General features: G+C 71.7%; 15 protein-coding genes. All 15 read right to left on the bottom strand.

The genetic code is table 11. From position 1 onward, the window contains the following. Positions 1 to 55: 55 nt before the first annotated feature. Complete coding sequence (gene obgE / locus ACH4D3_RS07845; RefSeq protein WP_398317746.1) at positions 56 to 1,498, bottom strand: GTPase ObgE; 1,443 nt, start codon at positions 1,496 to 1,498, stop codon at positions 56 to 58. Positions 1,499 to 1,608: 110 nt separating this feature from the next. Then, positions 1,609 to 1,863, bottom strand: coding sequence for a 50S ribosomal protein L27 (gene rpmA / locus ACH4D3_RS07840; RefSeq protein WP_003976205.1), 255 nt, complete (start codon positions 1,861 to 1,863; stop codon positions 1,609 to 1,611). A gap of 14 nt (positions 1,864 to 1,877) precedes the next feature. Further along, the gene (gene rplU / locus ACH4D3_RS07835; RefSeq protein ID WP_007449531.1) at positions 1,878 to 2,198 is read right to left on the bottom strand and encodes a 50S ribosomal protein L21; all 321 of its coding nucleotides are present in this window, start codon (positions 2,196 to 2,198) and stop codon (positions 1,878 to 1,880) included. A gap of 200 nt (positions 2,199 to 2,398) precedes the next feature. Beyond that, positions 2,399 to 3,460: an iron-containing alcohol dehydrogenase family protein gene (locus ACH4D3_RS07830; RefSeq protein WP_398317742.1), complete on the bottom strand. Its 1,062-nt coding sequence runs from the start codon at positions 3,458 to 3,460 to the stop codon at positions 2,399 to 2,401. 148 nt (positions 3,461 to 3,608) lie between these two features. Beyond that, a complete protein-coding gene (locus ACH4D3_RS07825) occupies positions 3,609 to 7,574 on the bottom strand; it encodes a ribonuclease E/G (RefSeq protein WP_398317739.1) in 3,966 nt (1,321 codons plus the stop codon). A 274-nt stretch (positions 7,575 to 7,848) separates the two neighbouring features. Continuing rightward, entirely contained in the window at positions 7,849 to 8,625 is a 777-nt protein-coding gene (locus tag ACH4D3_RS07820) for a TIGR03936 family radical SAM-associated protein (protein WP_398317736.1), read from the bottom strand. 257 nt (positions 8,626 to 8,882) lie between these two features. After that, a complete protein-coding gene (locus ACH4D3_RS07815) occupies positions 8,883 to 10,832 on the bottom strand; it encodes a S1 family peptidase (protein ID WP_398317733.1) in 1,950 nt (649 codons plus the stop codon). A 234-nt stretch (positions 10,833 to 11,066) separates the two neighbouring features. Next, complete coding sequence (locus ACH4D3_RS07810) at positions 11,067 to 13,007, bottom strand: TIGR03960 family B12-binding radical SAM protein (protein ID WP_398317730.1); 1,941 nt, start codon at positions 13,005 to 13,007, stop codon at positions 11,067 to 11,069. Positions 13,008 to 13,098: 91 nt separating this feature from the next. After that, positions 13,099 to 14,295 carry a rod shape-determining protein RodA gene (gene rodA, locus ACH4D3_RS07805; protein ID WP_398317727.1) on the bottom strand — a complete coding sequence of 399 codons (1,197 nt, stop codon included), beginning with the start codon at positions 14,293 to 14,295 and terminating at the stop codon, positions 13,099 to 13,101. After that, positions 14,292 to 16,601, bottom strand: a complete 2,310-nt coding sequence (gene mrdA / locus ACH4D3_RS07800; protein ID WP_398317724.1) for a penicillin-binding protein 2 — start codon at positions 16,599 to 16,601, stop codon at positions 14,292 to 14,294. Before mrdA ends, rodA begins: the two co-directional genes overlap by 4 nt. Positions 16,602 to 16,705: 104 nt before the next feature. Beyond that, the gene (mreD, locus tag ACH4D3_RS07795; protein WP_398317721.1) at positions 16,706 to 17,377 is read right to left on the bottom strand and encodes a rod shape-determining protein MreD; all 672 of its coding nucleotides are present in this window, start codon (positions 17,375 to 17,377) and stop codon (positions 16,706 to 16,708) included. A 13-nt stretch (positions 17,378 to 17,390) separates the two neighbouring features. Continuing rightward, on the bottom strand, positions 17,391 to 18,434 hold the full coding sequence (mreC, locus tag ACH4D3_RS07790) for a rod shape-determining protein MreC (RefSeq protein WP_398317718.1): 1,044 nt from the start codon (positions 18,432 to 18,434) through the stop codon (positions 17,391 to 17,393). A gap of 182 nt (positions 18,435 to 18,616) precedes the next feature. Further along, positions 18,617 to 19,636: a rod shape-determining protein gene (locus tag ACH4D3_RS07785; RefSeq protein ID WP_007449816.1), complete on the bottom strand. Its 1,020-nt coding sequence runs from the start codon at positions 19,634 to 19,636 to the stop codon at positions 18,617 to 18,619. A gap of 333 nt (positions 19,637 to 19,969) precedes the next feature. After that, a complete protein-coding gene (ndk, locus tag ACH4D3_RS07780) occupies positions 19,970 to 20,383 on the bottom strand; it encodes a nucleoside-diphosphate kinase (RefSeq protein ID WP_398317715.1) in 414 nt (137 codons plus the stop codon). Positions 20,384 to 20,518: 135 nt separating this feature from the next. Beyond that, entirely contained in the window at positions 20,519 to 20,875 is a 357-nt protein-coding gene (locus tag ACH4D3_RS07775; protein ID WP_159329532.1) for a DUF4233 domain-containing protein, read from the bottom strand. Between the last annotated feature and the right edge of the window lie 6 nt (positions 20,876 to 20,881).

Below are 20,881 nucleotides of genomic sequence, written 5' to 3'. Positions count from 1 at the left end.
GCGGTGCCGGCCGCTGGAGGAGATCGTCAAGGAGAGCCGGCAACGGCGACCGCGGCTACGACGCGAAGGGGTCGAACCCTTCGTATCCCCGGTCCGCCTCGTCCCGTTCGGCGTCCCGGTCCCGGCGTCGCTGGGCGGCCGGGCGGGGCGCCTCGAAGCGGTGGTCCTCGCCGCGGCGGCCGAGCATCTCGGCACCGGCGGTGACCGAGGGCTCCCAGTCGAAGACGACCGCGTTGTCCTCGGGACCGATGGCCACACCGTCGCCGTTGCGGGCGCCGGCCTTCATCAGCTTGTCCTCGACGCCGAGACGGTTGAGCCGGTCGGAGAGGTAGCCGACGGCCTCGTCGTTGTTGAAGTCGGTCTGGCGCACCCAGCGTTCGGGCTTCTCGCCGCGCACCCGGAACAGGCCGTCCTCCTCGCGGGTGACGGTGAAGCCCGCGTCGTCCACCGCCTTGGGCCGGATGACGATCCGCGTGGCCTCCTCCTTCGGCCGGGCGGCACGCGCGGTGGCGACCAGCTCGGCCAGCGCGAAGGACAGCTCCCTGAGGCCCATGTGGGCCACCGCCGACACCTCGAAGACCCGGTAGCCGCGCGCCTGGAGGTCCGGCCGGACCATCTCGGCGAGGTCCTTGCCGTCGGGCACGTCGATCTTGTTGAGGACGACGATCCGCGGCCGGTTGTCCAGGCCGCCGTACTCGCGCAGCTCGGCCTCGATGACGTCCAGGTCGGAGAGCGGGTCGCGCTCGGACTCCAGGGTCGCCGTGTCCAGGACGTGCACCAGCACGCTGCACCGCTCCACGTGCCGCAGGAACTCCAGGCCGAGGCCCTTGCCCTGGCTGGCGCCGGGGATGAGACCGGGGACGTCCGCGACGGTGTACACGGTCTCGCCCGCCGTCACCACGCCCAGGTTGGGGACGAGCGTCGTGAAGGGGTAGTCGGCGATCTTCGGCTTGGCCGCGCTCAGCACGGAGATCAGCGAGGACTTGCCGGCGCTCGGGTAGCCGACCAGCGCCACGTCGGCGACGGTCTTCAGCTCCAGGTGGATGTCCTGGAGGTCACCGGGCTCGCCGAGCAGCGCGAAACCGGGTGCCTTGCGCCGCGCGGAGGCCAGCGCCGCGTTGCCGAGGCCGCCCCGGCCGCCCTGCGCGGCGACGTAGGAGGTGCCGTGGCCGACCAGGTCGGCGAGCACGTTGCCCGCGCCGTCGAGGACCACGGTGCCGTCGGGCACGGGCAGGACCAGGTCCTGGCCGTCCTTGCCGGAGCGGTTGCCGCCCTCGCCGGGCTTGCCGTTGGTGGCCTTGCGGTGCGGGGAGTGGTGGTAGTCGAGGAGCGTGGTCACCGACTGGTCCACGATGAGGATCACGTCGCCGCCCCGGCCGCCGTTGCCGCCGTCCGGGCCGCCGAGCGGCTTGAACTTCTCACGGTGGACGGAGGCACAGCCGTGGCCTCCGTTACCCGCGGCGACGTGCAGCTCGACGCGGTCCACGAAGGTGGTCATGGGATGTGCCTCCAGTTACTGCCTACTGCGCGAATGTCTCTTGGGTAACACGCGAAAGGCGGACCCGCTTCCCCTCGGGGAAGTGAGGCCCGCCTCGCGAAAGTGTCCGATCAGGCGACCGGAACGATGTTCACGACCTTGCGGCCGCGGTGGGTGCCGAACTGCACCGCGCCGGCCTGCAGGGCGAACAGCGTGTCGTCGCCACCGCGGCCGACACCGGCGCCCGGGTGGAAGTGGGTGCCACGCTGGCGGACCAGGATCTCACCCGCGTTGACGGCCTGACCGCCGAAGCGCTTCACGCCGAGCCGCTGGGCATTCGAGTCGCGACCGTTCCGGGTGGACGATGCGCCCTTCTTGTGTGCCATGTCTCCTCAGTCCCTTACTTCGCAGCCGCGGGGATCTCAGTGACCTTGATCGCCGTGTACTGCTGGCGGTGGCCCTGACGACGGCGGTAGCCGGTCTTGTTCTTGTAGCGCAGAATGTCGATCTTCTGGCCCTTGTGGTGGTCCACGACCTCGGCCTGGACCTTGATGCCGGCCAGCACCCACGGGTCGCTGGTCACAGCGTCGCCGTCGACGACGAGCAGGGTCGAGAGCTCGACCGTGTCGCCGACCTGGGCGGTGGAAATCTTGTCAACCTCAACGATGTCGCCGACAGCAACCTTGTGCTGGCGACCACCGCTGCGCACGATGGCGTACACGCGGATCTCACTCTCTCGCTATGGAACGGCACCCCCGCAGTCCAGCCACCCGGTGACACACGGACGGCCTCTCCCGGCGGGAGCCCGCGAGGGCGCACACCCGGAAGGAAAGAGGTTTACGGGGATGTGACGCGTCAGTCGACACGCCGACGGTCAAGATTACGGGCCCGCACGACAGGGGTCAAACCGGGCCCCGCGCCTCAGCCGGAGACCGCCGCGACGTACTCGGCGTACGCCTCCCCCGCCCGCGCGGGCGTCAGGTCGAGGTGCTCCAGGATCGTGTACCGGCCGGGCCGGGTCTGCGGCGCGAACCCCACGGCCCGCACGAACTCCTCGTCGCCGAACCCGATCTCCCGGGCCACCACCGGCAGCCCGTGCCGGCGCAGCGTGTCCGCCATCAGCAGCGAGCCCTCCCGGTCGCCGCGCAGGTACGTCGCGAAGGCCGCGCCGATGCCGACCTGCTCGCCGTGACTGGCCGCGCGCCGGGGATACAGCAGGTCCAGGGCGTGGCTGATCTCGTGGCAGGCGCCGGACGAGGGGCGGGTGTGCCCGGCGATGGTCATGGCGATGCCGGACAGCACCAGCCCCTCGGTCAGCACGGTCAGGAACCCGTCGTCGCCGCAGCCGCCGGGGTGGCGCAGCACGGCCTCGCCGGCCTGCCGGGCGAGGGCGGCGGCGAGACCGTCGACCTTCTCGCCGTTCTCCCGGTGGGCCAGCTCCCAGTCGGCGACCGCGGAGACGTTGGAGACGGCGTCGCCGATCCCGGAGCGCACGAACCGGATCGGCGCCTCCCGGATCACCGCGAGGTCGACGACGAGCGCGATGGGCGTCGGCACGCCGTACGAACCGCGGCCCGCGTCGTTGTCGAGAATCGAGACCGGCGAGCAGATGCCGTCGTGGGACAGGTTGGTGGCCACCGCGACCATGGGCAGGCCCACCCGGGCCGCGGCGAACTTGGCGCAGTCGATGACCTTGCCGCCGCCGAGCCCGACGACCGCGTCGTAGCGCCCCGACTTCATGCCGTCGGCCAGGCGCACCGCGTCGTCGATGGTGCCGCCGCCGACCTCGAACCAGTCGGCGCCGGGCAGCGACGGCTCCAGCCGCCGGCGCAGCCGCGTCCCCGAGCCGTCGGAGATCGCCACGGCCAGCTTCCCGGACTGCGAGATCCGCTGGTCCGCCAGGACGCTCGCCAGGTCGTCCAGGGCGCCCGGCCGGACGTCCACGACGAGCGGCGAGGGGATGAGCCTCGTCAGTACCGGCACGTGGTCTCCTCTCCTTGCCGGGGCACCCCGGCTGTCGTTGATGATGCGCGCGGGGGCGGCCGGGGAAACGTGTGGCCCCGTGCGAACGGATTCCGTTCGCACGGGGCCACACGTGGTGCGACAGGTGCCGTATCGGACGGGTGCCGGATCAGCCCTCGTCGGTGGCGGCCGAGACCGAGGACGGCGCCTGCTGGGCGGCCGCCGCGGTCTTCTTCGACGCCGTCTTCTTGGCCGTGGCCTTCTTGGCGGTCGTCGTCTTGGCCGCCTTCTTGGCCGTGGCCTTCTTCGCGGTCGTCGTCTTCTTGGCCGCGGTCTTCTTGGTGGCGGCCTTCTTCGCCGTCGCCTTCTTGGCCGTCTTGCGGGCCGCCGCCTTCTTGGCCGGGGCGGCCTCCTCGGCCTCCGGCCGCGCGTCCTGGGCCTCCTCCGCCGGGGCCGACGGGACGACCACGACGGCCGCCTCCTCGGACGCGGTGGACGTGGTGGGCTTGCGCACCGCGCGGCGCCGCGGACGGGCCGGGGCGGCGGCGCTCTCGGCCGGCTCGGCGGCCGGGGCCGCCTCCGGTGCCTGCTCGGGCTCCGGCGCGGGCTGCTCGGACACCGCGGCGGTGGTCTCCGGGACCGTCAGTACGGCGGCCTCGGCCCCCTCGGGCGAACCGGCCGGTGCGGACACCTTCCGGGTGGCCCGACGGCGGGTACGGCCCTTGGGGGCGGCCTCCTCCGGCGCGGGCGCCGCGGTCTCGGCCGCGGCGGCCGGAGCAGGAGCGCCGGAGACGGCGTCCTCGACGGCGGCGGGCTCGGCCAGCACCTCGGCGGCGGGCTCGCGCCGCACGGGACGCTCGACCTCCTCCTGCACCGTGACGTCCTGCGCGGTCGGCGCCCCGGCGGGCACGGCCTCCGCCTTCGCGGACTCCGCCTTCGCCTCGCCCTTCGCCGCCCTGGGCGCACCCGCCGGGGCGGACGCCCGCCGGCTGGTGCGACGCCGGCCGCGACCGCGCGTGGCGGCCGCCTCGGCCTCGGCGGCGCTGCTGTACAGCTCCTCGTCCGCGCTGAAGTCGGGCGCCGGGAGGGCGACCGGCTCGGCCACCTCGGCGGCCACCTCGGTCTCGGACTCGGTGTCCGCCTCCTGCTCCGGCGTCGGTCCGGTCTCCACCCCGGCGACGGCCTCGTGCTCGTGCGGCTGCTCGGCCCCGGCCCGCGCCCGCTTGCGGCGCTTGCCACCGCCGCCACCGGCCGACGTCGGCTGGTCGAGGTGGACGATGACACCGCGGCCGTTGCAGTGGACGCAGGTCTCCGAGAAGGACTCCAGCAGGCCCTGGCCGACCCGCTTGCGGGTCATCTGGACCAGGCCCAGCGAGGTCACCTCGGCGACCTGGTGCTTGGTCCGGTCCCGGCCCAGGCACTCCAGCAGGCGCCGCAGCACCAGGTCCCGGTTGGACTCCAGCACCATGTCGATGAAGTCGATGACGATGATGCCGCCGAGGTCGCGCAGCCTGAGCTGGCGCACGATCTCCTCGGCCGCCTCCAGGTTGTTCCTGGTGACCGTCTCCTCGAGGTTGCCGCCCTGACCGGTGAACTTGCCGGTGTTGACGTCGATGACGACCATCGCCTCGGTCCGGTCGATCACCAGCGAACCGCCGCTGGGCAGCCAGACCTTGCGGTCCAGCGCCTTGGCGAGCTGCTCGTCGATCCGGTACGTGGCGAAGACGTCGACCTCGCTGGTCCACTTGGACAGCCGCTCGGCGAGGTCCGGCGCCACGTGCGACACGTAGCCGTGGATGGTCTGCCAGGCGTCGTCGCCGCTGACGACGACCTTGGAGAAGTCCTCGTTGAAGATGTCGCGCACGACCCGGACGGTCATGTCCGGCTCGCCGTAGAGCAGCGAGGGCGCGTTCGAGCTGCCGCCGCTCTTCGCCTTCTTCTGGATGTCCTCCCACTGCGCCTGGAGCCGCTCGACGTCGCGGCGCAGCTCGTCCTCGCTGGCGCCCTCGGCGGCGGTGCGCACGATGACGCCCGCGTCCTCCGGGACGATCTTCTTCAGGATCGACTTCAGCCGGGAGCGCTCGGTGTCGGGCAGCTTGCGGCTGATGCCGGTCATCGAGCCCTCGGGCACGTAGACCAGGTAGCGGCCGGGCAGCGAGACCTGGCTGGTCAGGCGGGCGCCCTTGTGACCGATCGGGTCCTTGGTGACCTGCACCAGGACCGGCTGGCCGGACTTGAGCGCGGACTCGATGCGGCGCGGGCCGTTCGCCATGCCCAGCGCCTCGAAGTTGACCTCACCGGCGTACAGGACGGCGTTGCGGCCCTTGCCGATGTCGATGAAGGCGGCCTCCATCGACGGCAGCACGTTCTGCACCTTGCCGAGGTAGACGTTGCCGACGTACGAGGTGGCCTGCTCCTTGTTGACGTAGTGCTCGACGAGCACCCCGTCCTCCAGGACGCCGATCTGGGTGCGCTCGCCGTGCTGGCGGACGACCATGACGCGCTCGACGGCCTCGCGGCGGGCCAGGAACTCGGCCTCGGTGATGATCGGCACGCGCCTGCGGCCCTGCTCGCGGCCCTCGCGGCGGCGCTGCTTCTTGGCCTCCAGACGGGTCGAGCCCTTGATGGACTGCACCTCGTCGGACGGCTCGCTCTTCTCCCGCGCCGGCCGCGGCTCGCGCACCTTGACGACGGTGCGCTCGGGGTCGTCGGTGGCGGAGTCGGCCTCGCCCGAGCCGTCCCCGGCCCGGCGGCGACGGCGACGGCGGCGCCGGCTGCTGCTGGAACCGCCGCTCTCGCCGGCGGCCTCCTCGCTCTCCTCGGCGTCCTCGTCCGCCTGCTCGGCGGTGTCCGATGCATCCTGATCGGCCTGGTCGGCGCCGGTGTGCTCGCCCTCGCCGTCGGTGTCGCCGTCGGCGGCGTCGCCCCGGCGACGGCGACGGCCGCCCCGGCGACGACGGCGGCGCGAACCGGACTCCTCGTAGCCGTCGGCGTCGTCGTGCTCGTCGCCCGACTCGTCGGTCTCGGTCTCGGACTCGGCCTCGGTGTCGGTCTCGGCGTCGGCGGCGCTCTGAGCCCGGGCACCGGCCGCGGGCTCGTCCTCGGTGACGGCGGCCGTGGCCCGCTCCTCGGCGGCGGCGCCCCGGCGCTTGCGACGGCGGCGGGAGGCGGCGGACTGCTCCTCCGGAGCGGCCTCCACGCTCTCCTCGGCCGGCTTCGCCGTCTCGGCACCGGCCGCCTCGGCGGCGGCCTCGGCCGCGGCCCGCTCGGGCGTCTGGAACTGCGGCTCGGCGAACACGGGCGCCTGGAACACGGCGACCGCGGGACGCGACGGGCGCTTGGGCGCCTCCGCCTCGTCGGACGCCGCGGCGGCGGACTGCGCCGGAGCGGCGAACCCGGTGGCGGCCTTGCGGGTGGACCGGCGGCGCGCACGACGCGGCGCGGTCTCCTCGCCGGACTCGGCTGCCTCCGCGGCCTTGGCGGGCGCGGCGCTCTCCGCGGCCTTCGCGGGCTCGGGGGCCGCGACGGCCTCGGACTCGCCCGCTTCGGCCGGGGCGGACACACGGCGCGTGGCACGACGACGGGTGCGGCCCTTGGGCGCGGCGCTCTCGGCCTCGGCCTCGGTCTCCGCTTCCTCCGTCGCGGCTTCGGCGGGCTCCGGGGCCGCGGCGGCGGCGGGCTCGGTGGCGGTCTGCTCGCCGGCCGAGGTCACGCTGCGCGTGGCGCGGCGGCGGGTACGCCCCTTGGGCGCGGCAGGCTCGGTGGTCTCGACGGGCTCCGTGGTCTCCTCGGCCGGTGCCGGCGTCTCGGCGGCGGAGGTCGCGGACACGACGGTCTCGGCCGCCTCGGCGGCCTCGGGAGTCCCGGCGGGCGCGGAGGCACGGCGGACCGCACGGCGCCGCGGCCGGGCGGGGGCCGCGGGCTCCGGCGCCGGCTCGGGGGCCTCGGCCGCCTGGGCGGGGGCCGGCTCGGCCGGCGCGACGGTCTCCGCCGGCGCCTCGGAACCGCCGGACGGCGGACCCGCCGGGCGGGACGCGGCCCTGCGCCGGCGGCGCGGCGGCAGGGTGTCGCTGGGGGTGTTCGACTCGGAGTCCGTCGGGGTCGAGGACTCGGTGGGTTCGGTCGGTTCGAGCATGCGGGGGTTTCTCCCGTCAGGCTCCCGGGCGCCGCGCCTGGTCCGGCATCGACATGTCGACCGCCGGTGACGTCCGCGGCTCGCGCGATGCGCGGTCGCCGCCGTCCGGGGCGCGGGCGCCGCTCGGAAGCTCATCCGTGTCTTGTCTCGCCGGTTCCGTACCCCTTGTCGTGCACGGCCTGGCGAAAGTCTTGTGGTCGGTGCGCTGCCCGACCCAGGTGGCTCCCGAGTTCGAGGGCGGCGCTACGACGTCCGTCCCTACGCGGAACCTTCCTTACGCCGGCGCCTTCGCGGCGGCGGAAGCGGCGGCCGGATGCGGCTCGGGCGCTTCTGCCTCGCGGTCGGGCGCGAGCGGGTCGGTCACCGCACCGGTCTCTTCATCGAACAGCCCCTGCGCCAGCCTGGTCACCGCTGCGGGGACCGGCGGCGCCAGGTCGGCCACGGCGCGAAGACCGGACAGGACGTCGTCGGGTCGTACGGCAGGCGTCACGTGCCGAACAACCAGGCGCAGTATCGCACAGGGCCGGTCGCTCGGCCTATCAGCCGGTGAACCGTGCGTGGTGACGCACTCCAGGTGCGCGACGGCGGAGCGGGTGTCGAAGGTGCGGACGCCGTTCTTCGTACGCCGCTGCACCTCCACCGCCGGGGCCGCGTCGAAGGCCGCGACGGCCCTCTCGGCCTCGGCGGGCTCCACACCGTCCAGCCGCAGCTCCCACACGGAGGCCGTCAGCCGGTCGGCGAGCCCGGAGGTCCGGGCCTCGACCGCGTCGACGACGTCGAGCCCGGTGGGCAGCGACTCGTCGAGGAGCAGCCGCAGCCACTCCGGATCGCGCGCTTCGGTGAGCGCGATCTCCAGGTACTCCGCCTCACTGCCCGTGCCGGTGGGTGCGGCATTGGCGTACGACACCTTCGGGTGCGGGGTGAACCCCGCCGAGTACGCCATCGGCACCTCGGCGCGGCGCAGCGCACGCTCGAAGGCGCGCTGGAAGTCACGGTGGCTGGTGAACCGGAGGCGGCCGCGCTTGGTGTAACGCAGTCGAATGCGCTGCACCGCGGGAACGGGCGGCGGGCCTACGGGCTGTCGCTTGCCCAGGGGAACTTCTCCTTGCGTACGGCGGGCGGGACGGGCGTGACCCTCACCTCGATGGGGATGTGGCGCCCGGCCCTCTCCTCCAGAGTACGCGTTCCGGCCGCCGCGAGTTCCCGCCGGTACACGAACCGATACGACGAACCGATACGACGAACCGCCACGACGGGACGCCGTCCGGCGTCCGACCGTCGTGGCGGTCCGGTTCGGACTCGCGTCGCTCAGGCGAGGTCGCTGCGCGACCAGGTCCAGCTGCCGCCGTCGGCGCTGTCCCACACCTTCACCGGCCTGGCGAAGCCGGAGCCCGTGCTGCTCAGCGTCCACAGGCCGGTGCGGTTGCCGGTACCGTCCGCCCGCGCACCGTAGTCGTACAGCACACCGACGTCACCGCGCCCGTCACCGTCGAAATCGCCCGCGACCGGCTTCGACTTGTCCCAGGACCAGCTGCCGCTGACCGCGCTGTCCCACACCGTGACCGGCTTGGCGAAACCGGAACCCGTGCTCCGCAGCGTCCACAGCGTCGTGCGGTTCCCGCCGCCGTCCGCGCGAGCGCCGTTGTCGTACAGCACGCCGACGTCACCGCGGCCGTCACCGTCGAAGTCACCGGAGACCGGCTCGGAGCTGCCCCACGTCCAGCTGCCGGCGCTGTCGCCGCTGTCCCACACCTTCACCGGCCTGGCGAAGCCGGAGCCCGTGCTGCTCAGCGTCCACAGGCCGGTGCGGTTGCCGGTACCGTCCGCCCGCGCACCGTAGTCGTACAGCACACCGACGTCACCGCGCCCGTCACCGTCGAAATCGCCCGCGACCGGCTTCGACTTGCTCCAGGACCAGCTGCCGCTGACCGCGCTGTCCCACGCCATGACCGGCTTGGCGAAACCGGAACCCGTGCTCCGCAGCGTCCACAGCGTGGTGCGGTTCCCGCCGCCGTCCGCGCGAGCGCCGTTGTCGTACAGCACGCCCACGTCGTCGCGGCCGTCGCCGTCGAAGTCGCCGACGACCGGCTCGGAGCGGCTCCACGTCCAGCTGCCGCCGTCCAGGCTGTCCCACACCCTCACCGGTTCGGCGAAGCCCGCGCCGGTGTTGGTGAAGGTCCACAGCGCGGTGCGGTTGCCGGTGCCGTCCGGTCGTGTGCCGTTGTCGTAGAGCACGCCGACGTCGCTGCGGCCGTCGCCGTCGAAGTCACCGGCGAAGGTCTTCGAGCGGCTCGCGTTCCAGCTGCCGAAGACCGTGCTGTCCCACCGGCGCTGCGGCGCGGCGAACCCGGACTCCGTACTGGTCAGCGACCAGAGCGCGGCGCTGAAGCCGCCGCCCGTGGCGGCTCCGTTGTCGTAGAGCAGGCCGACGTCGCTGCGGCCGTCACCGTTGAAGTCGGCCCTCGGGGTGGACCGGGCGGTGGCGGTGATCCAGTCCCGGACGTCGTCGACGCGGGTGCTGACCGCGGCGGCCGCGGTCCCCTCCGGGGCCTCGTTGCCGAAGCAGCCCACCTGGTTGGAGCGGCTGCTGACGGCGACCAGCGCGAGCCTGCCGTCGACCGTGGCCACGGCGGGACCACCGGCGTCGCCCTGGCAGACCGACGCGCCGTTCTCCCCGGCGAGGGTGAGGTCGCCGCCGTCGACTGCGGTGACGGCGAACGTGCCGGTGTGCCTTTCGAGCGGCACCCACTCGCTCGCCGTGCGGCCGTGTCCCGCGACGGTCAGTTCCTGCCCGGCGGCGGGCGCGGTGGCGGCCACCGGAACGGGCGCCACACCCCGCACCGGCTGCGCGAGACGGGCCAGCACGAGATCGCGCTCACCGTGCGGACGGAGCTCCACCACGGTGCGGGCCTGGCCGTCGCCCACGGTCGCCACCGTCTTCAGCGGGGGCGGCCCGGCCGGGAGCGAGAGGTCGGAGGCGGGGTTGTCGACGAAGCAACTGGCGGCCGTGAGCACCCACTCGGGGGTGACCAGCGAGCCCGAGCAGCCGCGCTGGTGGTCGCCGACCACGAGCCGGGCGGTGAAGTCGTGGTCGACCCCGCCGCCGGGCTGTCCGACCACCGCGTGCGTCGGCGCGGCGGCCAGGAACAGCAGCGGCGCCACGCCGAGCAGCGCCGCCGCCCTGACCCCGGCGTGCCGCCGGGATGCGCCCCGTCTGAGGCGGTTCGGAGGTGTAACGATCTTGCTACGTGCCTTCATCGCAGTCCTAGGGATCGTCCGGCCTTACGGGCTGAAGGCTGCGGTCCGCCGACTGCTTTTCACTTGTCGAAGGGCACCCGGATCCGCCGAAACGCACAGTCCGTCCACCCCCGGTTCACAAGAAGAACCCGGTACCCGCACCCCATCGCCATCCAAGACGACGCTTCACGATCTCGTCCACGGGTTCGAATCAAGGCAAACTGACCGTACGTCACGAACAGGCAGTGACCTGCGTCACTTCACCGTCAGCGGCAGCAGCTTCTTGCCGGTCGGGCCGACCTGGATCTCGGTGTCCATGGCCGGGCAGACGCCGCAGTCGAAGCACGGGGTCCAGCGGCAGTCGTCGACCTCGGTCTCGTCGAGGGCGTCCTGCCAGTCCTCCCAGAGCCACTCCTTGTCGAGGCCGGAGTCGAGGTGGTCCCAGGGCAGGACCTCCTCGTAGCCGCGCTCGCGGGTGGTGTACCAGTCGACGTCGACGCCGGTCGGCTCCAGGGCCTTGTCGGCGCAGGCCATCCAGCGGTCGTAGGAGAAGTGCTCGCGCCAGCCGTCGAAGCGGCCGCCGTCGTCGTAGACCGCGCGGATGACGGCACCGAGGCGGCGGTCGCCGCGGGAGAGGAGGCCCTCGACGATGCCGGGCTTGCCGTCGTGGTAGCGGAAGCCGATGGAGCGGCCGTACTTCTTGTCGCCGCGGATCTTGTCGCGGAGCTTCTGGAGGCGGGCGTCGGTCTCCTCGGCGGAGAGCTGCGGGGCCCACTGGAAGGGGGTGTGGGGCTTGGGGACGAAGCCGCCGATGGAGACCGTGCAGCGGATGTCGCCGGAGCCGGAGACCTCGCGGCCCTTGGCGATGACGCGGGTGGCCATGTCGGCGATCTGGAGGACGTCGTCGTCGGTCTCGGTGGGCAGGCCGCACATGAAGTACAGCTTCACCTGGCGCCAGCCGTTGCCGTAGGCCGTGGCGACGGTGCGGATGAGGTCGTCCTCGGAGACCATCTTGTTGATGACCTTGCGGATGCGCTCGGAACCGCCCTCGGGGGCGAAGGTGAGGCCGGAGCGGCGGCCGTTGCGGGTCAGCTCGTTGGCCAGGTCGATGTTGAAGGCGTCGACGCGGGTGGAGGGGAGGGACAGGCCGATCTTGTCCTCCTCGTACCGGTCGGCGAGGCCCTTGGCGACGTCGGCGATCTCCGTGTGGTCGGCGGAGGAGAGGGAGAGGAGGCCGACCTCCTCGAAACCGGTCGCCTTCAGGCCCTTGTCGACCATCTCGCCGATGCCGGTGATGGAGCGCTCGCGCACCGGGCGGGTGATCATGCCGGCCTGGCAGAAGCGGCAGCCGCGGGTGCAGCCGCGGAAGATCTCCACGGACATGCGCTCGTGGACGGTCTCGGCGAGCGGGACGAGGGGCTGCTTGGGGTAGGGCCACTCGTCGAGGTCCATGACGGTGTGCTTCGAGACGCGCCACGGGACGCCGGAGCGGTTGGGGACGACGCGGGCGATGCGGCCGTCGGGGAGGTACTCGACGTCGTAGAAGGCGGGGACGTAGACGCCGCCGGTCTTGGACAGGCGGAGCAGGAGTTCCTCGCGGCCGCCGGGACGGCCCTCGGCCTTCCAGGCGCGGATGATCGCGGTGACCTCCAGGACGGCCTGCTCACCGTCGCCGATGACCGCGCAGTCGATGAAGTCCGCGATCGGCTCGGGGTTGAAGGCGGCGTGGCCGCCGGCCAGCACGATCGGGTCGTCGATGCCGCGGTCCTTCGCCTCCAGCGGGATGCCCGCGAGGTCCAGGGCGGTGAGCATGTTGGTGTAGCCCAGCTCCGTGGAGAAGGAGAGGCCGAAGACGTCGAAGGCACCGACCGGGCGGTGGCTGTCGACGGTGAACTGCGGGACGGAGTGCTCCCGCATCAGCTCCTCGAGGTCCGGCCACACGCTGTAGGTGCGCTCGGCGAGGACGCCCTGCTGCTCGTTGAGCACCTCGTAGAGGATCATGACGCCCTGGTTGGGCAGGCCGACCTCGTAGGCGTCGGGGTACATCAGGGCCCAGCGGACGTCGCAGGATGCCCACTCCTTGACCGTGGAGTTCAGCTCGCCGCCGACGTACTGGATCGGCTTCTGCACGTGCGGGAGCAGGGCTTCGAGCTGCGGAAACACGGACTCGGCGGCCGGGGAGGCTTCGGCAGGCATCTCACGGGACCTTCGTGTGCTGACAAGGGGGACCATCCAGCCTAACCCGGCCGGACCGGTCCCCCTCACCACGCACCCCCCGGGTGCCGGTCTACGCCGACATCGGTCTCTGCACGGTGATCGACTGGAGCAGGCCGACCGCTATCCACACGGCGAACATGGAGGAGCCGCCGTAGGAGACGAAGGGCAGGGGCAGGCCGGTGACCGGCATGATGCCGAGGGTCATGCCGACGTTCTCGAAGGTCTGGAAGGCGAACCACGCGACGATCCCGGCGGCGACCACCGTGCCGTACAGGTCGGGGGTGCTGCGGGCGATGCGGCAGGCGCGCCAGAGGACCACGCCGAGCAGGACGATGATGAGCCCGGCGCCGAGGAAGCCCAGTTCCTCGCCGGCGACGGTGAAGACGAAGTCGGTCTGCTGCTCGGGGACGAAGCGGCCGGTGGTCTGGGAGCCCTCGAAGAGGCCGGAGCCGGTGAGTCCGCCGGAGCCGATGGCGATGCGGGCCTGGTTGGTGTTGTAGCCGACGCCCGCGGGGTCGAGGGCGGGGTTGGCGAAGGCGGCGAAGCGGGCGATCTGGTAGTCGTCCAGGATGCCGAGCTGCCAGACGGCGAGCGCCCCGGCGGTGCCGGCGCCGAGCAGCCCGAAGATCCAGCGGTTGCTGGCGCCGGAGGCGAGCAGGACGCCGAGCACGATCATGACCATCACCATGACCGACCCGAGGTCGGGCATGAGCATCACGATCAGCATCGGCACGACGGCCAGGCCGAGGGCCTGGAGCACGGTGCGGTGGTCGGGGTGCGGCCGGTCCCCCGCGTCGACCCGCGCGGCCAGCAGCATCGCCATGCCCAGGATGATCGTGATCTTCACGAACTCCGAGGGCTGCAGGGAGAAGCCGCCGGGGAGCTTGATCCAGGAGTGGGCGCCGTTGATGGTCGAGCCGAGCGGGGTGAGCACCAGCAGGATCAGGAACACCGAGAAGCCGTACAGGAGCGGTACGGCGGTGCGCAGCGCGCGGTGGCCGAGCCAGACGGTGGCGACCATCAGGGCGAGGCCGATGCCGGTGTTCAGGAGGTGCCGGGTGAGGAAGTAGTACTGGTCGCCCTGGTTGAGTTCGGTGCGGTTGCGGGTCGCGGAGTAGACGAGCAGCGAGCCCATCAGGGACAGCCCTACGGCGGCCAGCAGTATCGGCCAGTCGAGCCGCCGGGCCATGGAGTCCCGGGCGAAGAGGCGGCTCCAGCCGCCCCTGTCGGGGCCGTAGCCGGAGACATGGAAGCTGTTGCCGGTCATCCGCGTGCCCTCCGGCTTCTTCCGCTGCCGCCCGGCCGGGCACCGCGCCCGGCGCCGCGTGCGCCGCCGCGCCGTCGGTGGCGGCGGGTGTCGCGGTTCTCCCCGTTCTGGTTGGGGGTGGTCGCGGGCTGGCCGCCCTCCTCGACGGGGGCGTACTCCTCGTCCGGAGATGCCTTCTCGTCGGGCTGGAGTTCCTTGACGACGTCCTTCGGCAGCTTCGGGGAGAGGATGGTGCCGTCCGTCTTGATCTTCGGGAGGCTCGCCTGCGGCTTGGGCAGCAGTGCCTTCTTCGGGTCGATGTCGCCGTCGTCGGAGACGCCGTAGAGCGCGTCGTAGATGTTGCGGACGGCGGGTCCCGAGGCGCCGGAGCCGGTGCCGCCCTGGGAGATCGTCATGACGATCGAGTAGTCCTTGGTGTACGTCGCGAACCAGGACGTGGTCTGCTTGCCGTAGACCTCGGCGGTACCGGTCTTGGCGTGCATCGGGATCTTGTCCTGCGGCCAGCCGACCTGGGCGAACCGCCAGGCGGCGGTGCCGCGGCTGGCGACGCCGGCGAGGGCCTCGTCCATCTTGGCCAGCGTGGTCTTGCTTATGGGCAGCTTGCCGTGGGCCGTGGGCTCGATCTCGCGGACGCTCTTGCCGTCGGGGCTGACGATCGCCTTGCCGATGCTCGGGTCGTACATGGTGCCGCCGTTGGAGATGGCCGCGTAGATGGTGGCCATCTGGATGGGGGTGACGAGGGTGTCGCCCTGGCCGATGGAGTAGTTGATGGAGTCACCGGCGCGCATCTTGTTGCCGCTGTGGCAGTTCTCGTACGCGATCTTCTCGACGTAGGAGCCGTCCTTCTTGCCGGACTTGCACCAGGCGTCCTTGTTGGCCTCCCAGTAGTCCTGCTTCCACTGGCGGTCGGGGACGCGGCCGGTGACCTCGTTGGGGAGGTCGATGCCGGTCTTGGCGCCGAGGCCGAACTGGTGGGCGGCCTTGTAGAAGTAGTCGTTGGGGTTCTTGGGGTTCATCCCGCCGTCCTTCTTCCACTCCTGGTGGGCCAGGCGGTAGAAGACGGTGTCGCAGGAGAGTTCCAGGGCGCGGCCGATGCTGATCATGCCTTCGTTGGCCGACTCGAAGTTCTTGAAGACCTGGCCGCCGACGTTGTAGGCGCTGGAGCAGTCGTAGTTGCCGTCGAAGTCGTAGCCGGCCTCGACCGCGCCGGCCGAGGAGACGACCTTGAAGATGGAGCCGGGTGCCGCCTGGCCCTGGGTGGCGCGGTTGAGCAGCGGGTAGTTGGACTCCTTGCCGGTGAGCTTCTTGTAGTCCTTGGCGGAGATGCCGCCGACCCAGGCGTTGGGGTCGTAGTCGGGGTTGGAGGCCATGGCGACGACGCGGCCGGTCTTGGCCTCCATCACCACGACCGCGCCGGCGTCGGCCTCGTAGAGCCGGTTGGTGTTGCGGTCCATCTCCTTGCGGGCGGCCTTCATCGCCTCGTTCAGCTCGTACTCGGCGACCCGCTGGACGCGGGCGTCGATGCTGGTGACGAGGTTGGCGCCGGGGGTGCCCGGGTCGGACTCGGCCTCGCCGATGACGCGGCCGAGGTTGTCGACCTCGTAGCGGGTGACACCGGCCTTGCCGCGCAGCGCCTTGTCGTACTGGCGTTCCAGGCCGGAGCGGCCGACCTGGTCGGAGCGCAGGTAGGGCGAGTCGGTGTCCTGGGCCTTCTGCAGCTCCTCGTCGGTGACCGGCGAGAGGTAGCCGAGGACCTGGGCGGTGTTGGACTTGCCGGGGGCGGCGTAGCGGCGTACGGCCATGGGCTCGGCGGTGATGCCGGGGAAGTCCTCGGCGCGTTCGCGGATCTGCAGGGCCTGCTTGACGGTGGCCTCGTCGGTGACGGGGATCGGCTGGTAGGGCGAGCCGTTCCAGCAGGGCTGCGGGGTCTCGGCGTCGCAGAGCCGGACCTTGTCGATGACGTCCTGGGGCTTCATGCCGAGGACACCGGCGAGCTTGGTGAGGACCGCCTTGCCGTCGTCCCTCATCTTCAGCAGGTCGGTGCGGGAGGCGGAGACGACGAGGCGGGTCTCGTTGTCGGCGAGGGCGACGCCGCGGGCGTCCAGGATCGAGCCGCGGGTGGCGGGCTGGACGACCTGCTGGACGTGGTTGCCGGAGGCCTCGGCGGCGTACTCGTCGCCCTGGCGGATCTGGAGGTACCAGAGGCGGCCGCCGAGGGTGGCGAGGAGGGAGAGGACGAGGATCTGGATGACGACGAGCCGGGTCTGGACGCGGGTGCTGCGGCCGGTCTCCGGAATGTTAGTCATGGGCGCAGCCCATCCGGTCGAGGGTGGTGGTGGGCGACGGGTGGGGATTGGTCACTGCTGGTGCCTCCCCCTGAAGAAGCAGGTACTGGTGTGCTGCCGCGTCGTCACAGCCGCTTGACCCCCTTGATGCGTCCGGCGCGGGCCACGCGGGCCCGGGCCGTCTTCACCCGCAGCGCGTTGCGCTGTCTGCCGATGCGCAGGCCGGTGCCCGAGGAGAGCCAGCCGGAGGAGATGTCGGGGCTCTGGGCGGCGGAGTTGGTGTCGGCCAGCGGGTCGTGTTCGGCGCGGCGGGCGAGCGCCATGATGCCGGGGACGACGAAGGGCGCGAGCAGCAGGTCGTACAGGGCGGCCGTGAACAGCAGGCTGGGCAGGCCGACGTGGCGGGCGGCGGTGTCGCCGACGAGGGCGCCGACGCCGGCGTAGAGCAGGGTGGTGCCGACGGCTGCGGCGACCACGACGACCATGGGGCCGGTGGCCGAGCGGAGCCGTCCGTTGTCCGGTCTGGCGAGTCCGGCGAGGTAGCCGATGACGCAGAGCACCAGGGCGTAGCGCCCGGCGGCGTGGTCGGCGGGCGGGGCGAGGTCGGCGAGGAGTCCGGCGCCGAAGCCGACGAGGGCGCCGCCGACGTGGCCGTAGACCAGGGCGAGGCCGAGGACGGTGAGCAGCAGCAGGTCGGGGACGGCGCCGGGCAGGTGGAGGCGGGCGAGGACGCTCACCTGGACCACCAGGGCGACGACGACGAGGGCGACGGACAGCAGGATCCGGTTGACGCGCATGGGGTGAAGGCTCCTACGGCTCGGGCTGCTCGTTCTGCTGCTCTGTCTGGTCGTTCTGGCCGGTCGCGTCGTTCTGGCCGGTCGCGTCGTTGGGCACGGCCTCGTCGTTCTGCCCGGCCTCGTCGTTCTGGGCCTGGCCCTCGGGGTCGGCCCCGGGGGTGACGGTGACCGTCACGGTCGGCGTGGGCTTCGGCTGCTTCTTCTCCGGGAGCACCGTGTCGCGCGGGTCCTTGGCCGGGGCCTGGACGACGACGCCGACGATGTCGAGCTTGGTGAAGCTGACGAACGGCGTGACGTCGAGGATGCGGGTCAGGTCGCCGCCGTTGGGGTCGACGCGGGTGATGGTGCCGACGGGCACGCCCGGCACGAAGGGCTTGTCGGCCTGGGAGCCGAAGGTGACGAGGCGGTCGCCCTTCTTGACGTCGGCCTTGCCGTTGAGGAGTTCGACGCGCAGGGGGCGGCTGCCCTGGCCGGAGGCGAAGCCGAGTTCGTCGCCGGACTCCATCCGGGTGCCGACGGTGAAGTCCGGGTCGTTGGCGAGCAGCACGGTGGCGGTGCCCGGGCCGACGGTGGTCACACGGCCGACGAGGCCGTCGCCGTTGAGGACGGTCATGTCGCGCTTGACGCCGTCGTCGGCACCGGCGTCGATGGTGATGGTCCAGGAGAAGCCCTGGGCCGCTCCTATGGCGATGACCTGGGCGCCCTTGATGCCGTACTGCCCGGCGCCGGCCAGCCCGAGCATCTTGTCGAACTGCTTCAGCCGGCTGCGGCCGCGCTCGTCGCTGCCGAGCTTGGCCTTGAGGGCGGCGTTCTCCGTCTCCAGCCGCGCGAGCCGGTCGTGCCGGTCGCCGGAGTCGCGGATCGCGGAGACCGCGTTGCCGACCGGGTCGACCGCGGAGGAGACCCCGTTCTCGATCGGACCGAAGACGTTGGCCGCGGCCTGCCGGGCACCGTCGACCGGTGAGTCCTCCCCGCCGCGGATGTCCACCGTGATCAGTGCGAACGCGATGGCGATCAGCAGCACCAGGAGCAGCCGGCTCTCTTTCGTGTCCCTCACGTGCGGCGGCCGTGCCTTCCTCGTCGGAATTCGGGAATCTCGGAATGTACGTGGCGGTGTTCAGGAATTGAGCTGATTCGGTACGTCGGGCACTTCACGCGCATCCGGTACCGCAACCCTCTATATCAACGATCCGCCGCACGAGAGGAGATCGTCTCGTACGGCGGAACCGAAGTGTTACGTCATCTGCGGGGCGAGGCGTCCAGCACCTGCTGGAGCGCCTCGAACTCCTCGACGCACTTGCCGCTGCCGAGCGCCACGCTGTCCAGCGGGTCCTCGGCGATGTGGATCGGCATCCCGGTCTCCCGGCGCAGCCTTTCGTCGAGCCCGCGCAGCAGCGCGCCGCCGCCGGTCAGGACGATGCCCCGGTCCATGATGTCGCCGGACAGCTCCGGCGGACACTTGTCGAGGGTGGTCTTGACGGCGTCGACGATGGCGTTGACCGGCTCCTCGATCGCCTTGCGCACTTCGGCGGCGGAGATGACGACGGTCTTGGGCAGCCCGGAGACGAGGTCCCGGCCGCGGATTTCGGTGTGCTCGTCGGAGTCGAGGTCGTACGCCGAACCGATCGTGATCTTGATCTGTTCGGCCGTGCGCTCACCCAGCAGAAGGCTGTACTCCTTCTTCACGTGCTGGATGATCGCGTTGTCCAGCTCGTCACCCGCGACACGGATGGACTGGGCGGTGACGATGCCGCCGAGCGAGATGACCGCGACCTCCGTCGTGCCGCCGCCGATGTCCACCACCATGTTGCCCGTGGCCTCGTGGACCGGCAGGCCGGATCCGATGGCCGCGGCCATGGGCTCCTCGATGATGTGCACCTGGCGGGCGCCGGCCTGGGACGACGCCTCGATGACGGCGCGGCGCTCGACGCCGGTGATGCCCGAGGGCACACAGACGACGACCCGCGGCCGAGCCAGATACCGCCGCTTGTGGATCTTCAGGATGAAGTAGCGGAGCATCCGCTCGGTGATCTCGAAGTCGGCGATGACGCCGTCCTTCAGCGGGCGCACGGCAACGATGTTGCCGGGCGTGCGCCCGATCATCTTCTTCGCTTCGGCGCCGACCGCGAGGATGCCACCGGTGTTGGTGTTGATCGCGACGACGGACGGCTCGTTGAGTACGATCCCGCGACCCCTGACGTACACCAGCGTGTTGGCGGTCCCGAGGTCGACAGCCATGTCACGGCCGATGAACGACATTGAGTTCCCCATCAGGATTCGACTGGCCTTCCCAGGAGCTTTTGAGGGCTTTTCAGGTAGGCGAAGTGGGTGCAGTGACGCGTGGAGGCTTCCATCGTAGACGCGCTTTCGCGAACACTGCGCGAGGGTCTTCGCCATTGTCAGCAGATGGCGCACCGCCTCGCTTGTGGAGACGGGCCAACGGTGGGATCCGTTCCCCCGATCAGGCGCGCATATGCCACAGGGCGGTCGCTTTTACGCGACCGCCCCGGCTCCGCCCGGTCCATTCGACTGACACGGTGTCAGAAAAAAAGCCTCTCCGGCGTGTCCCGAAGACGGATCGGAACAGACGGATCAGCCCCGGCCCGGGAAGAAGATCTTCAGCTCGCGCTCGGCGGACTCCTCGGAGTCGGAGGCGTGGATCAGGTTCTCCCGGACGATCACACCGTAGTCCCCGCGGATGGAGCCCGGGGCGGCGGCGATCGGGTCGGTCGGACCGGCCAGTGCGCGCACGCCCTCGATGACCCGCTCGCCCTCGACGACCATCGCCACGACCGGCCCGGACGCCATGAACTCGACCAGCGGCTCGTAGAACGGCTTGCCCTTGTGCTCGCCGTAGTGCTGCTCCAGCGTCTCGGCGTCCAGGGTGCGCAGTTCCAGCGCGGTGATCTGCCAGCCGGCCTTGCGCTCGATGCGGCTGATGATCTCGCCGGTCAGGCCACGACGGACGGCGTCGGGCTTGAGGAGGACGAGGCTGCGCTGGGTCACGAGGGCTCCCTTGAAGATGTTCGAGTTGTGCGGTCGTGCGGGTGATGACTGAGGTTACCGGGCGTGTCGCGGCGTCCGTCACGCAGCGTCAGGCATACCGCGCCCGAAGGTCGGCCCCGTCGGCCGCTCCCGCGCTCAGGCGGGGTCGGGCGCGGAGGCCTCGGCTTGAGCTGCGAACCGCGCCTTCGCCTCGTCGATCTTCCGTCCGTAGTGCACGGAGGCCCACCACAGCGCGGCGAAGATCGCGCCGAGGAAGAACATGGTCGGCACCACGAAGCCCGAGGCGATCAGCGCGACCTGCAGCGCCCAGCCGAGGGCGACCCCGCCGGGCCGGGTGATGACCCCGCACAGCAGCACGCTGAGGACCATCGCGATGCCGCTGACCGTCCACACCGTCCCCACCGACAGGTCCGGGTCCTTCATGGCGACCAGTCCGGCGAAGCCGATCACGAAGAACTCGCCGATCAGCGTCGAAGCACAGAGCGTACGCACGGTTGC

This window comes from Streptomyces sp. NPDC018026 (assembly GCF_044327745.1).
Classification (GTDB): domain Bacteria; phylum Actinomycetota; class Actinomycetes; order Streptomycetales; family Streptomycetaceae; genus Streptomyces; species Streptomyces rubrogriseus.
This window is presented reverse-complemented; position numbering and strand designations above follow the sequence as displayed.

Excerpts from the sequence above, each read along its gene's own strand:
- obgE (WP_398317746.1), bottom strand. The coding sequence starts at position 1,498 with ATGACCACCTTCGTGGACCGCGTCGAGCTGCACGTCGCCGCGGGTAAC.
- rpmA (WP_003976205.1), bottom strand. The coding sequence starts at position 1,863 with ATGGCACACAAGAAGGGCGCATCGTCCACCCGGAACGGTCGCGACTCG.
- ACH4D3_RS07825 (WP_398317739.1), bottom strand. The coding sequence starts at position 7,574 with ATGCTCGAACCGACCGAACCCACCGAGTCCTCGACCCCGACGGACTCC.
- ACH4D3_RS07815 (WP_398317733.1), bottom strand. The coding sequence starts at position 10,832 with ATGAAGGCACGTAGCAAGATCGTTACACCTCCGAACCGCCTCAGACGG.
- ACH4D3_RS07810 (WP_398317730.1), bottom strand. The coding sequence starts at position 13,007 with ATGCCTGCCGAAGCCTCCCCGGCCGCCGAGTCCGTGTTTCCGCAGCTC.
- rodA (WP_398317727.1), bottom strand. The coding sequence starts at position 14,295 with ATGACCGGCAACAGCTTCCATGTCTCCGGCTACGGCCCCGACAGGGGC.
- mrdA (WP_398317724.1), bottom strand. The coding sequence starts at position 16,601 with ATGACTAACATTCCGGAGACCGGCCGCAGCACCCGCGTCCAGACCCGG.
- mreD (WP_398317721.1), bottom strand. The coding sequence starts at position 17,377 with ATGCGCGTCAACCGGATCCTGCTGTCCGTCGCCCTCGTCGTCGTCGCC.
- ACH4D3_RS07785 (WP_007449816.1), bottom strand. The coding sequence starts at position 19,636 with ATGTCGTTCATCGGCCGTGACATGGCTGTCGACCTCGGGACCGCCAAC.